This is a genomic window from Pantoea sp. RG18, assembly GCF_025910075.1.
GTDB classification, from domain to species: domain Bacteria; phylum Pseudomonadota; class Gammaproteobacteria; order Enterobacterales; family Enterobacteriaceae; genus Pantoea; species Pantoea agglomerans.
The window spans coordinates 209,888-222,129 of the sequence record NZ_JAPCIL010000014.1; the positions used below are offsets into that span (position 1 = coordinate 209,888).

The 12,242-nt window shown below is 55.8% G+C and carries 13 protein-coding genes; 7 read left to right on the forward strand and 6 right to left on the reverse strand.

Annotated features, from left to right (window positions below; all coding sequences use genetic code 11):
• Nucleotides 1-86: 86 nt before the first annotated feature.
• Nucleotides 87-1,364: a cytosine deaminase gene (locus OK409_RS15890; protein WP_031593898.1), complete on the forward strand. Its 1,278-nt coding sequence runs from the start codon at nt 87-89 to the stop codon at nt 1,362-1,364.
• 35 nt (nt 1,365-1,399) lie between these two features.
• Here the strand turns inward: OK409_RS15890 and tsgA are convergent, their stop codons facing one another.
• Nucleotides 1,400-2,578: an MFS transporter TsgA gene (tsgA, locus tag OK409_RS15895; RefSeq protein ID WP_031593897.1), complete on the reverse strand. Its 1,179-nt coding sequence runs from the start codon at nt 2,576-2,578 to the stop codon at nt 1,400-1,402.
• 261 nt (nt 2,579-2,839) lie between these two features.
• On the opposite strand from tsgA, the gene ppiA reads away from it, so the two are divergent.
• The 5 genes from ppiA (at nt 2,840) to argD (ending at nt 6,184) form a co-directional block, all read left to right on the forward strand.
• Nucleotides 2,840-3,412, forward strand: a complete 573-nt coding sequence (ppiA, locus tag OK409_RS15900; protein ID WP_003852970.1) for a peptidylprolyl isomerase A — start codon at nt 2,840-2,842, stop codon at nt 3,410-3,412.
• A 99-nt stretch (nt 3,413-3,511) separates the two neighbouring features.
• Complete coding sequence (locus tag OK409_RS15905; protein ID WP_010253095.1) at nt 3,512-3,682, forward strand: YhfG family protein; 171 nt, start codon at nt 3,512-3,514, stop codon at nt 3,680-3,682.
• Nucleotides 3,672-4,265 (forward strand): putative adenosine monophosphate-protein transferase Fic, encoded by a 594-nt coding sequence (locus tag OK409_RS15910; RefSeq protein WP_010253092.1) that lies wholly within the window; start codon nt 3,672-3,674, stop codon nt 4,263-4,265. Before OK409_RS15905 ends, OK409_RS15910 begins: the two co-directional genes overlap by 11 nt.
• A 41-nt stretch (nt 4,266-4,306) precedes the next feature.
• Nucleotides 4,307-4,882: an aminodeoxychorismate/anthranilate synthase component II gene (locus OK409_RS15915; RefSeq protein ID WP_264367219.1), complete on the forward strand. Its 576-nt coding sequence runs from the start codon at nt 4,307-4,309 to the stop codon at nt 4,880-4,882.
• An 81-nt stretch (nt 4,883-4,963) separates the two neighbouring features.
• On the forward strand, nt 4,964-6,184 hold the full coding sequence (argD, locus tag OK409_RS15920; RefSeq protein WP_022624054.1) for a bifunctional acetylornithine/succinyldiaminopimelate transaminase: 1,221 nt from the start codon (nt 4,964-4,966) through the stop codon (nt 6,182-6,184).
• A gap of 1 nt (nt 6,185) precedes the next feature.
• On the opposite strand, the gene OK409_RS15925 is transcribed toward argD, so the two are convergent.
• Nucleotides 6,186-8,261, reverse strand: coding sequence for a YccS/YhfK family putative transporter (locus OK409_RS15925; protein WP_010253083.1), 2,076 nt, complete (start codon nt 8,259-8,261; stop codon nt 6,186-6,188).
• A gap of 57 nt (nt 8,262-8,318) precedes the next feature.
• On the reverse strand, nt 8,319-8,951 hold the full coding sequence (gene crp / locus OK409_RS15930) for a cAMP-activated global transcriptional regulator CRP (protein ID WP_003852956.1): 633 nt from the start codon (nt 8,949-8,951) through the stop codon (nt 8,319-8,321).
• Between the two features lie 303 nt (nt 8,952-9,254).
• Here crp and OK409_RS15935 point away from each other — a divergent pair, with 303 nt between their 5' ends.
• The gene (locus tag OK409_RS15935; RefSeq protein ID WP_010253071.1) at nt 9,255-9,659 is read left to right on the forward strand and encodes an OsmC family protein; all 405 of its coding nucleotides are present in this window, start codon (nt 9,255-9,257) and stop codon (nt 9,657-9,659) included.
• Between the two features lie 379 nt (nt 9,660-10,038).
• On the opposite strand, the gene OK409_RS15940 is transcribed toward OK409_RS15935, so the two are convergent.
• The 3 genes from OK409_RS15940 to OK409_RS15950 all read right to left on the reverse strand — a co-directional run bounded on the left by OK409_RS15940 (nt 10,039) and on the right by OK409_RS15950 (nt 12,209).
• Nucleotides 10,039-10,908: a phosphoribulokinase gene (locus tag OK409_RS15940; protein ID WP_010253068.1), complete on the reverse strand. Its 870-nt coding sequence runs from the start codon at nt 10,906-10,908 to the stop codon at nt 10,039-10,041.
• Nucleotides 10,909-10,969: 61 nt separating this feature from the next.
• Nucleotides 10,970-11,188 carry a YheU family protein gene (locus tag OK409_RS15945; protein ID WP_010253066.1) on the reverse strand — a complete coding sequence of 73 codons (219 nt, stop codon included), beginning with the start codon at nt 11,186-11,188 and terminating at the stop codon, nt 10,970-10,972.
• A 4-nt stretch (nt 11,189-11,192) separates the two neighbouring features.
• Entirely contained in the window at nt 11,193-12,209 is a 1,017-nt protein-coding gene (locus tag OK409_RS15950; protein ID WP_264367220.1) for a hydrolase, read from the reverse strand.
• Between the last annotated feature and the right edge of the window lie 33 nt (nt 12,210-12,242).

Consider the following 12,242-nt stretch of genomic DNA (forward strand, 5'->3'; position numbering starts at 1 on the left):
CGGATAACCCGCTGATTATTCGGGCTTGCGGCGGGTCACCTGAATCGTGTTAGTTTTAAAATACAAAACCGGAAAAGGAGTCGGCAATGATGTCACCTAAGTGGATCAATAACGTGCGTTTACCCTGGCGGGATGGGTTATGGCAGATCGCCATCGCCGATGGCAAAATTGCCCGGCTCTCAGCCCAGCCGCAGCACGCTTCACCGGCGGATGAATCGCTGGACGGCGAGGGTGGCTTAGCCTGCGCGCCTTTTATTGAGCCGCATATTCATCTGGATACCACCCAGACCGCTGGCGAACCCGCGTGGAACCAGTCCGGGACGCTGTTTGAAGGCATTGAGCGCTGGGCTGAACGCAAAGCCATGCTCAGTCATGAAGATGTTAAGCGGCGGGCGATGCAGACGCTGAAGTGGCAGATTGCCAACGGCATTCAGTTTGTCCGTACTCATGTTGACGTTTCTGACCCGTCACTGACGGCGCTTAAAGCGATGCTGGAGTTGAAGGCGGAGATGGCGCCGTGGATCACTATCCAGATTGTTGCTTTTCCCCAGGAGGGTATTCTCTCTTATCCCAACGGTGAAGCGCTGCTGGAGGAGGCATTGCGGCTGGGCGCGGATGTGGTTGGCGCGATCCCGCATTACGAATTCACCCGTGAATATGGTGTTGAGTCGCTGCATAAAACTTTTGCGCTGGCTAACCGCTATGATCGGTTGATCGATGTTCACTGCGATGAGATCGATGATGAACAGTCGCGCTTTGTGGAAACTGTGGCGGCGCTGGCGCATCGCGATGGCAACGGCGCGCGCGTGACGGCCAGTCATACCACCGCGATGCACTCTTACAATGGCGCGTATACCTCACGACTGTTTCGACTGCTTAAGCTGTCGGGCATTAATTTTGTCGCGAATCCGCTGGTCAATATTCACCTGCAGGGCCGCTTTGATACCTACCCTAAACGGCGCGGCATTACGCGGGTGAAAGAGATGCTGGAGGCGGAGATTAACGTCTGTTTCGGCCACGACGATGTGTTCGATCCCTGGTATCCGCTGGGCACCGCTAGCATGCTGCAGGTGCTGCATATGGGCTTACACGTCTGTCAGTTGATGGGCTATGAGCAGATTGATGCGGGTCTGGATCTGATTACGCATAACAGCGCGAAGACGCTGCAGCTGTCAGGCTATGGCATTCAGACCGGCAACGATGCCAGCCTGATTATTCTGCCGGCAGAGAGTGGTTTTGATGCGGTAAGAAGGCAGGTTCCGGTGCGCTACTCACTGCGTCGCGGCATCGTGGTGGCAGAGACAAAGCCCGCAGAAAGCGAGATTTACTGGCGGGAGCGGGAGCGGATAGACTTCCGGCGTTAAACAGCAGGGCGGCGATCAATCGCCGCCCTGAATGATTAATGCGTAACGTGACCGTGCGAGCGATGTTTAGTGACCAGCCCCAGCAGGACACACATCACAAACACCACCGCGTAGAGGCCGTTGGCGGTGGCCAGCGCCGTGTGCACGCCGCTCTTCTCAACAATCGGCGCGGTCACCACGAAGGTCAGCATGGTGCCGACGGTACCGCAGGTCAGAATGAAGTTCACCAGCTTCGGTGACGCCACTTTGGTCTGCAGCGAACCGAGCGTGATGATAGTGGTGTAAATCGCGCTGGAGCTGAAGCCCAACACCATAATGATCCACTTCAGCATGCTGGCATCCTGGCTGCTGACGAACCAGTACATCAGCACGGTAGCCAGTCCCGCCAGCACCATCAGAATGCGTTGCAGATCGAAGAAGCGCAGCAGGAAGCTGAAGGCCCACATCCCCACCATATACGCGGTCCAGAAGCTGCCCACCAGTTGTCCGGCATCATTAATATTCATGCCCATGACTTTGGTGGCATATTCCGGCACCCAGGAGATAAAGCCAAGCTGGCCCAGAATGTAGCAGAGCGCCGCCACTGCCAGCAGCAGCACGCCCACACCCCATTTTTCTTTCTCAACTGTCGGGCTGTTTTCGGGCTTACGCAGCACCGGGAACTCGACAAACAGCGTCATGATGAAGATCGCGACGTAGATAAAGCCGATGCAGACGTAGACCCAGTACCACGGCAGCTGACGCGCCAGCAGAATCCCCGCCAGCACCGGAAACAGCGTGCCCGCCATGCTGAAGAAGGAGTCGGTAAACAGCAGGCGCGAACCGCGCTGGCGGCCTTCATACATATGGGTGATCAGGAAGGTGCCGATCGACATAGTAATGCCGCTGACCACGCCCAGCACAAACATACAGAGCGAGAAGACGGTCAGATCGCGGCTGGTCATCAACCCGATTATCGCCAGTACCATCAGGACGAAGCCGAAAATCAGCTGACGCTTCAGTGGCACAATCACCATCAGCCAGGCGTTCAGGAAAACCGCCGCCAGGATGCCGCTGTTGAGGAAGGTGAAGGTATTACTCATGCTGGAGATGGGGATCTGGAAATCTTTTGCGATATCGCCCATTACCATGCCGGTAACAATCACCAGCGCGCCGGTAAGCGCGTAGGAGAAGAAGCTTATCCAGGTGAGGCCAATACGATTACGGTTTGTCATGTTCTGAACCTGTTGAGAACCGGGTGCCAAAAAGTGTCAGAAAGTGTAAACGGAACCGTGATCTTAATAAACAACCAGTGAAACCAGAGATCCATATTTCATGTGTTGTGTGATTTTAATCACGTAATTGCCGGGGTTTAACGTTTGCTCCCCCCATTTGCTGCCACAGCGTAAATATAGGTAAAACGCTGGCTCCTGGAATAGAGTCTCTTTACAATCAATCACGTTTTTGTGCCCGCTCTCCCAGGTAAGGAATCTTTCATGTTTAAACGTACTTTAACAGCGGCCATCACCCTGTTAGCGCTCTCTTCCGTTTCCGCCCAGGCGCTGGCTGCAAAAGGTGACACCCACGTTCTGCTCACCACCTCCGCCGGCAATATCGAACTCGAACTGAATAACCAGAAAGCGCCGGTTTCTGTGAAAAACTTCGTTGATTACGTCAACAACGGTTTTTACAACAACACCATTTTTCACCGCGTGATCCCGGGCTTTATGGTGCAGGGTGGGGGCTTCACTACGGACATGCAGCAGAAGCAGACCAACGCGCCGATCAAGAATGAAGCGGATAACGGCCTGCGTAACCTGCGTGGCACGATTTCCATGGCGCGTACCGCCGATAAAGACAGTGCGACCAGCCAGTTCTTCCTCAACGTCGCGGATAATGCATTCCTCGATCACGGACAGCGCGATTTTGGCTATGCCGTATTTGGTAAGATTGTGAAAGGTCAGGATGTGGTTGAAAAAATTTCTCAGGTACCGACCAAAGATGTGGGTCCTTACCAGAATGTTCCATCCAAACCGGTAGTTATCCTCTCCGCCAAAGTCCTGCCTTAAGTCCGTTCGTCGCCATCTGCGGATGGCGACCGCCTGCCGCATCCGGCAAAGCCAGAATTTGCTCTTATACTTAGGGCAAAAACCTGAGCAGGAGGCGGCATGGCGAACAAACTCACCGAAAAACAGAAGGTCACCCTGTGGCGACAGCGGCGTAGCGCCAGCTATCAGGCCAGCTGTCGGCTGGAAGGCTTCTCGCCAAATGAAACCAGCGTAAACAGCGATGATGCGGCCGCACGTCTGGCGTCACTGAGGAGGCAATATGGACTCTAATACCGCCGTCAGCCAGGATCCCTACCTGTGGCAGCATGACAATGTGCTGAAAAACCTGCCCGATATTCACGATGCCGCGCAGCTGCGTAAGGCGGAGCTGAGTTTTAGTGCGGCGCGTGCCGCCACGCTGGAGCTTGGCCCACGTAATCCTGGACTGCCTTACCTGCGCCAGATCCACCGTACGCTGTTTCAGGACGTCTACAGCTGGGCTGGTGAACTGCGCACCATCGATATCTGGCGCGATGAGACGCCGTTCTGTCATTTCGAATATATCGAAAAGGAAGGTAACGCCCTGATGGCCGCGCTGGAGGAGGAGAAGGGACTCGTTGACCTGCCACGTGACGCGTTTATTGAGCGTGTTGCCCACTACTACTGCGAAATCAATATGTTGCATCCTTTCCGCCACGGCAACGGTCGGGCGCAGCGGATTTTCTTTGAACAGCTGGCGCTGCATGCCGGTTATCTGCTTTCCTGGGAAGAGACTGACGCTGAAAGCTGGAAAGCGGCGAATCAGGCCGGTGTGGCCGGAGACCTGACTCTGCTGGAACAGGTATTTGCGAAAGTGGTGAGCGAGGCGGCTTAACCGCGTAGAATAGCGGCGCGGGTAATTATTCTGGACTGGCCATGCTGCTGCTTATCGACAATTACGACTCCTTTACCTGGAATCTTTATCAATATTTCTGCGAGCTGGGCGCGCAGGTTCAGGTGGTGCGCAATGATGCCATCACGCTGGAGCAGATGGCGGCGTTACCGCTGACTCATCTGGTGATCTCCCCTGGTCCCTGCACGCCGTCGGAGTCAGGCATTTCGCTGGCGGCGATCCGGCATTTCGCCGGTCAGCTGCCGGTGCTGGGCGTCTGCCTGGGCCATCAGGCAATTGCGCAGGCGTATGGCGCGCAGGTCGTGCGTGCGCGTCAGGTGATGCACGGCAAAATCTCTGCGATTCAGCACACCGGACAGGGCGTGTTCCGCACTCTGAATAATCCACTGACCGTGACCCGCTACCATTCGCTGATTGTACAGCGCGACTCCCTGCCAGATGCCTTCGAGGTGACTGCCTGGACGGTGCGTGACGGCGAGCCTGACGAAATTATGGGATTCCGCCATAAAACCCTGGCGCTGGAAGGCGTGCAGTTCCATCCCGAAAGTATTCTCAGCGAGCAGGGACATCAGCTGCTGCGCAATTTCCTTGAGCAATAAGTTGCCTTTGAGTGATTTTTTATGCATATTTTGTGATTATTATTTCAAAGTTGCACGTCAATCATCTAAATGGGGTCATCAATGGCAGCGGAAAAAATTGCGGTCACGCGGGAGACGTTCGATAACGTTATTTTGCCTGTTTATGCACCTGCGCAGTTCGTGCCGGTAAAAGGCAAGGGCAGTCGTGTATGGGATCAGCAGGGCAAAGAGTATATCGATTTCTCAGGTGGTATCGCCGTCACCGCACTTGGACACTGCCATCCTGCGCTGGTGGAGACGCTAAAAAGTCAGGGCGAGACGCTGTGGCACACCAGCAACGTCTTCACCAACGAACCGGCGCTGCGTCTTGCCAGTAAGTTAATTCAGGCGACCTTTGCCGAGCGGGTCTTCTTCGCTAACTCCGGGGCCGAAGCCAACGAGGCCGCCTTTAAGCTGGCGCGCTACTACGCCTGCAAACGTCACAGCCCATTCAAAAGTAAGATTATCGCCTTTCATAACGCCTTTCATGGCCGGACGCTGTTTACCGTCACGGTCGGCGGACAGCCAAAATATTCTGATGGGTTCGGGCCTAAACCGGCGGATATCGTCCATGTGCCGTTCAATGATCTGAACGCAGTGAAAGCGGTGATTGACGATCACACCTGCGCCATTGTGGTTGAACCGATTCAGGGGGAGGGTGGCGTCGTGCCCGCAACGCAGGAATTTATGCAGGGACTGCGTGAGCTGTGCGATCAGCATCAGGCGCTGCTGGTGCTGGATGAAGTGCAGAGCGGCATGGGGCGCAGCGGCAAGCTGTTCGCCTATGAGCATTATGGTATCCAGCCCGATATTCTGACCTCAGCCAAAGCGCTGGGCGGCGGTTTCCCGGTCAGCGCCATGCTGACCACTAACGAGATCGCCTCGACCATGGCGCCGGGCGTGCATGGCACCACCTATGGCGGCAATCCACTCGCCTGCGCCATCGCCGAAACCGCGCTAGATATTATCAATACGCCGGAGGTGCTGGCAGGCGTTGAGACGCGTCGTCAGCACTTTGTCACGGCGCTGCAGGCCATCGATGCGAAGTATGATCTCTTCAGCGATATTCGCGGCAAGGGTCTGCTGATTGGCGCGGCGCTGAAACCGCAGCATGCCGGTAAAGCACGCGACATCCTGAATGCCGCGGCCGCAGAAGGCGTGATGGTGCTGGTTGCCGGCACCGACGTGATGCGTTTTGCCCCGTCACTGATCATTGAGCCTGCCGACATCGAAGAGGGCATGAGCCGCTTCGCCACGGCCGTCGGCAACGTGCTCAACGGCTAGCTTAGTTTTTACGTAAGCGTCTGATCAGCCAGCGGCCATGTTGCGGCCGCTGGTTCCACGCCAGCGATGAAATGGTGTACATCACGCTCAGATGATCGAGAATGCGCCGCACATGCTGCTCCACCACCGTGATCGGTCCCTCACTGATGTTCTCCAGCTCATCCAGCAGGTTAACCTGTGAGCTTTCACCATCATATTCCAGCCGCTGCTGACACCGCTGCAGCGCGATTTCACAGGATTGCAGGTAACGCTCAGCCAGCGAGGCAGTGAGCATGGTGTGCTCACGCGCCAGAATCGTCATGGCGTTGATATGCTCGACGATAAACTGGCTGTGCGTGACCCAGAGCCGCATATCACTCAGATAGCGGGAGTTGAACGCGGGTTCCTGCATCGCCTGATTCAGTGAGTTAAACAGCGCATTGTGTGCCTGATTGACCTTCACGCGCTGATAAGCCAGTTTCTCTGGTGACTGTTCGTCACCCAGCAACAGCCGCAGCGCATCCTGATAGGTTTCCAGTGCGTCATGGGCGTTCTGCCGCAGTAAGCCGCTCTGCCACTGCGGCCACAGCCAGAGCATCCCGCCAAAGGCGATCAGACAACCCATCAGCGTATCCATGAGACGCGGCAGCAGAAACTGCGCGCCATTCAGCGACAGCAATTGCAGCGAGTAAACCGCCGTGACCGTAAAGCCAATCATCGACCAGCCATAGAACTGGCGGGTAAAGCGATAGCTGATAAAGGTAATCGCCAGCATGATCAGCAGCACCAGCGACTCCGGCACCGCCATGCGCAGCGTGGCAGCCGCGATCACCAGACCGGCAAAAGTGCCCAGCGCCCGGTGCTGAATGCGGACACGGGTAGCGCTGTAGCCGTTCTGGCTGACGAACATGATGGTCATCAGGATCCAGTAGGGTTTGGGGATGTTGAAGAACAGCGCCAGCGCGCTGCCCAGCATCAGCATCACCGCAAAGCGGCCGGCAGTGCGCAGGGCCGATGAGCGAAACGAGAGATAACTGCGCAACGCCGGTAACAGCGGCAGACGGCGCTGGCGGTCAGCCATCAGATCGCGCTGATAAAGGGGTTTCTGGGTGCGCAGGACCCGCGCGATGCGGTTGAAGTGGTAAAGGCAGAAGTTACCCACCGGATTGTCGGGATGCTGATGGGCGATTTTCTCCAGCGCGCCAAGCTGTTTATCCATCGCGAAGCGATCGGGTAGCTGGTGATAGAGAATGTTATCCGCCAGCACCCGCAACCGGGCCGAGATGGTTTTGGCATTCCAGCGGATCACCGCTTCGGCGTGGCTCTGTTCGACCAGCTTCTGCACCTCTTCCGGCCGATGCAGGCTGACCGAGATATGTTCCTGCAGATCCAGCGCCACCTGAAAGGCGCGCGTCAGCCGTTTATGGCTGTGATCGCGGCTTGCCGACAGCATATGCATCTGCTGATAACAGGTGTTAATCAGATCGACCACTTTCTGCTGACGAGCCAGCAGCGGTGGCAGCGCCTTTTCCGGATCGGTCAGCTGCGTCAGCAGGGTATATTTTGCGTCGCAGTAGTTAGCCAGCTCGCGGTAGATCAGGCTCAGGCTTTCGCGCATTGGCTGCTCTTTCCACAGCCAGAACCAGAACCAGTTAAAGAGCCCGTACCATAGCGTGCCGCCGATATAGAGCAGCGGGGGAACATAGATTGGCATGCGGCCAATCAGGCTCAGGGTAAAGATGGCGGCAATCAGGGTGCCGGGCAGCAAACGGCCATGCAGCGGGCTGATCTCCCCGGTAACGCCGAGCAATAAGGGCATAGCAAACAGGATCAGCGGCAGCGGAATAGCATGCAGGGTGAGCCACTGCATCAGAAAGCTGCCGAGGGCAAACAGGCTGCCGCCAACAATCAGGCGTTTGAAGAAGCGTTTATGCGGGGTATCCAGACCGGCGATGTTGCAGCAGGCGGGCACTAATGAGAACAGCAGACCTTTTTGCAGGTCGCCAGCCAGCCAGCCCAGCGCCACTGGCAGACAGAGCACCAGCGTTTGCCGCAAGGCGTAGTTAACTTCAGGATGGTAAATAATTCGACGCCACATCGGCCCAACACAAACAATAACGGCGTGATGTTGCCATCACGCCGTGGGTGACAGGAATTAGCGGGTGCCGTAAACGACGATGGTTTTGCCGTGTGCGGAGATCAGGTTCTGATCTTCCAGCATCTTCAAAATACGGCCCACGGTTTCACGTGAACAACCAACAATCTGGCCAATTTCCTGACGAGTGATTTTAATTTGCATGCCGTCGGGATGCGTCATGGCATCTGGCTGCTTCGCCAGGTTGAGCAGGGTCTGTGCAATGCGTCCGGTTACGTCGAGGAAAGCGAGGTTACCCACTTTTTCAGACGTCACCTGCAGGCGACGCGCCATCTGCGATGAGAGTCGCATCAGGATGTCAGGGTTAACCTGGATCAGCTGACGGAATTTCTTGTAAGAAATTTCCGCCACTTCGCACGCGCTTTTCGCACGTACCCAGGCGCTGCGCTCCTGGCCTTCTTCGAACAGGCCAAGTTCACCAATAAAATCGCCCTGATTCAGGTAGGAAAGAATCATCTCTTTGCCTTCTTCATCTTTAATCAGAACCGCAACGGAACCTTTCACGATGTAGTAAAGCGTTTCTGCTTTTTCACCTTGGTGAATCAGCGTACTTTTGGATGGATACTTGTGAATATGGCAATGGGACAGGAACCATTCGAGTGTAGGGTCTGTTTGCGGTTTGCCGAGAACCATTCGCTATTATCCTCTGTTGTAATCGTGCCCAAAATACAGGGGGCAGTTTTCCCTGTCAGGCGGTGAAAGCTTCAAGCGTTTCCATTTCAGGAAATTATTCGGGCCGCATCAGGCGCAGTGCGCATCATCCTTCCCGGCTTCGTCATCGGGTGACGAAAAATATTTTCAGCACTGTTTGTAGCACAGCTTTTGCCGACTGTCTTCTGTTGTCTCGCTTCAGCTACGGGCGGATTTCTCTGGATTGCTGTTTACCAGGCGAAAGCGTACTCTGGCGACAAAACAGCGTATTCCGGAGCAAAAATCATGCAGGCAAGAGTGAAATGGGTAGAAGGGCTGACATTCCTCGGAGAATCCTCATCCGGCCATCAGATACTGATGGATGGAAATTCGGGTGATAAAGCGCCCAGCCCAATGGAGATGGTGCTGATGGCGGCGGGCGGATGCAGCGCGATTGACGTGGTATCAATTCTGCAAAAAGGCCGAAACGATGTGGCTGATTGTGAAGTAAAACTGACCTCAGAACGTCGTGAAGAGGCGCCGCGAATCTTTACGCACATCAACCTGCATTTTATCGTGAGTGGTAAAGCCCTCCAGGATAAAGCGGTCTCACGCGCTGTTGATCTTTCTGCTGAAAAATATTGCTCTGTGGCCATCATGCTGGGTAAAGGCGTCAACATTACCCATAGCTATGAAGTGATCGAACTTTAGTAGCCGCAGGGGTTATTGCAGACCTGCTAACTTCACTTCCAGTATCTGATGCAGGTTGCTTTAGGACTGTGCCTGGGCCGGGAATCCGCTTTGATACTGTGCCTGCGTATTGAACAGGGTCAGAGCGGTTTGTGTCGGTCCGCTGTCAGACTGTGCCTGCGCTGGGAACCGGGTCAGATCGGAAAGTCGCTTAAGCCAATCCCTGGCTGCTCGGCCCGCGCCGTCCCTGGCGCGGGACGCTTTCCTCTTCTGACCCGGTTCCCTGCGTGTTAAGCTTTTTCGCTGCTGTCAGATTCATCCTGCATTGGCATTGGCATTGGCATTGGCATTGGCATTGGCATTGGCATTGGCATTAGTCTGGAAAGGCCCTTTTGGCCTCTTACTCTATTCGTTTGCCTTCCATCAGCCGCTTCACCAGCGGACCCATGATCAACTCCATCGCCAGACCCATTTTGCCGCCAGGCACCACCAGCGTATTGATGTGCGAGATAAACGAGCCCTGCAGCATCGCCAGCAGGTAGGGGAGGTCGATATCTTCCAGCGCCTGGAAGTGGATCACCACAAAGCTCTCATCCAGTGACGGAATAGCGCGGGCAGCGAACGGGTTTGAGGTATCGACCGTCGGGACGCGCTGAAAGTTGAGGTGAGTGCGTGAGAACTGTGGTGTGATGAAGTTGATGTAATCTTCCATCGAGCGCACTACCGAATCCATGACCGCTTCACGTGAATGGCCGCGCTCGCCGGTGTCGCGCACCAGCTTCTGAATCCACTCCAGGTTCACAATCGGCACCACGCCAACCAGCAGATCAACCTGTTCTGCTACGTTGTGCTGCGCCGTCACCACGCCGCCGTGCAGCCCTTCGTAGAAGAGAATATCGGTGTTCTGCGGCAGCGGTTGCCACGGCGTAAAGGTGCCGGGCACCTGATTCCACGGCACCGCTTCATCGTAGGTATGCAGATATTTACGCGACTGGCCCTGTCCGCTCTGACCATACTCTTTAAAGCTCTGCTCCAGCAGGCCAAAGTCATTGGCTTCCGGGCCGAAATAGCTGACATGACGTCCTAAATCGCGCGCCTTACGAATCGCCATATCCATTTCAGGGCGGGTAAAGCGGTGAAAACTGTCACCTTCCAGCTCCGCCGCATGAAGATCGAGCTGCTGAAAGATTTTGCGAAACGCCACGCTGGTGGTGGTGGTCCCTGCGCCGCTGGAACCAGTCACCGCGATAATGGGATGACGTGCAGACATAGAAAAGCTCCCTGTGAGGTCGGGCAATAGGCATTGTTAACACGAAATGCCGTTGGGTGCATCAGCCACGAAATTCTTTGCGCGGCATGATATTGACCGATTCGTGCAGTTCCGACCACACCAGTACCACTTCACCCGTTTCCAGCTGACGTCGCACATCGGCCACCTTGTCGATCAGGCTGCGTTCCTGCTCGCCATAGTCCGTGCCTTCGCGCAGCACAAAGGTTTCAATCAGATTTTCAAGGGTCTCAGGTGAGACCTGTTGCCAGGGAATAATCACGAGATCAGTTATCCAGAAAAGGGGCGATCCACTGGGGGATACGCTGTTCCAGCCACATTTCAGGCTGGCGTAATGTCCCACCAACAAAACCTACATGGCCGCCGTGTGGTGTCAGTTGATAAGTAATAGTGGCAGATAATTGGCTGCTGTGCGGGATCACCTCATCACTCATAAAAGGATCATCTTTGGCGTGAATGATCAGCAGCGGTTTCTCTGCGTGCTTCAGCCAGGGCATGGCGCTGGCACGATGATAGTAATCGGCCGCATCCAGAAAACCGTGGGCGCGGGCGGTAATGGCATCATCAAAATCGCGCAGTCGACGTAGCGCTTTCAGCTGCGCCAGATTGACCGGCAGTGTATCCGGCCAGGCGTGCAGTTTGCGGCGGGCATTTTTCTTGAGCTGCGCCAGCAAATAGTATTGATAGACGCGTGAGAAGCCGCGTTCCAGTTTTACGCTACAGGGCTCCAGCAGCAGCGGAGCGGAGACAATGACGCCCGCGTCTACCTCAGCGGCTACGCCCTGCTGGCCCAGCAGGCAGCCCAGCATGTTACCGCCCAGCGAGAAACCCACCGCCGCGGTGGGTACGCGGCCCCAGCGGGTGCGCAGCCAGTGCAGAAAAAAGCGGGCATCTTCGGTTTCGCCAGAGTGATAGATGCGGTTGAGCCGATTCGGTTCGCCGCTGCAGCCGCGAAAATGCATCACCACCGCCAGCCAGCCGCGCGCGCGGCAGATCGCCATCAGTCCATGAATATAGGGGCTGTGAAAACTGCCCTCCAGCCCATGAAACAGCACCACGCGCGGTTTATGCTGCGCGAACTGCGGATCTTCACTCCAGGCGAGATCGACGAAGTCGCCATCCGGCAGGTCGAGACGCTGCCAGTGGGGATCGCCCGTGATACGACGACGTAGCAGGCGCGGCAGCAGGGTCTGCAGGTGCGCGTTACGCAGACTCTCAGGAGGCGTGAAGTGCTCGTTTTCCGGTCCGGTAAATTTCATGTGGTAAAAGCTTGTCTGTTCCATATCACACTGTTAGCTTCGATAAGTTTTTTCTTG

Bases quoted from the DNA above. Each gene is read 5' to 3' on its own strand.
- OK409_RS15890 (WP_031593898.1), top strand. From the start codon at position 87: ATGATGTCACCTAAGTGGATCAATAACGTGCGTTTACCCTGGCGGGAT.
- tsgA (WP_031593897.1), bottom strand. From the start codon at position 2,578: ATGACAAACCGTAATCGTATTGGCCTCACCTGGATAAGCTTCTTCTCC.
- ppiA (WP_003852970.1), top strand. From the start codon at position 2,840: ATGTTTAAACGTACTTTAACAGCGGCCATCACCCTGTTAGCGCTCTCT.
- OK409_RS15905 (WP_010253095.1), top strand. From the start codon at position 3,512: ATGGCGAACAAACTCACCGAAAAACAGAAGGTCACCCTGTGGCGACAG.
- OK409_RS15910 (WP_010253092.1), top strand. From the start codon at position 3,672: ATGGACTCTAATACCGCCGTCAGCCAGGATCCCTACCTGTGGCAGCAT.
- OK409_RS15915 (WP_264367219.1), top strand. From the start codon at position 4,307: ATGCTGCTGCTTATCGACAATTACGACTCCTTTACCTGGAATCTTTAT.
- argD (WP_022624054.1), top strand. From the start codon at position 4,964: ATGGCAGCGGAAAAAATTGCGGTCACGCGGGAGACGTTCGATAACGTT.
- OK409_RS15925 (WP_010253083.1), bottom strand. From the start codon at position 8,261: ATGTGGCGTCGAATTATTTACCATCCTGAAGTTAACTACGCCTTGCGG.
- crp (WP_003852956.1), bottom strand. From the start codon at position 8,951: ATGGTTCTCGGCAAACCGCAAACAGACCCTACACTCGAATGGTTCCTG.
- OK409_RS15935 (WP_010253071.1), top strand. From the start codon at position 9,255: ATGCAGGCAAGAGTGAAATGGGTAGAAGGGCTGACATTCCTCGGAGAA.
- OK409_RS15940 (WP_010253068.1), bottom strand. From the start codon at position 10,908: ATGTCTGCACGTCATCCCATTATCGCGGTGACTGGTTCCAGCGGCGCA.
- OK409_RS15950 (WP_264367220.1), bottom strand. From the start codon at position 12,209: ATGGAACAGACAAGCTTTTACCACATGAAATTTACCGGACCGGAAAAC.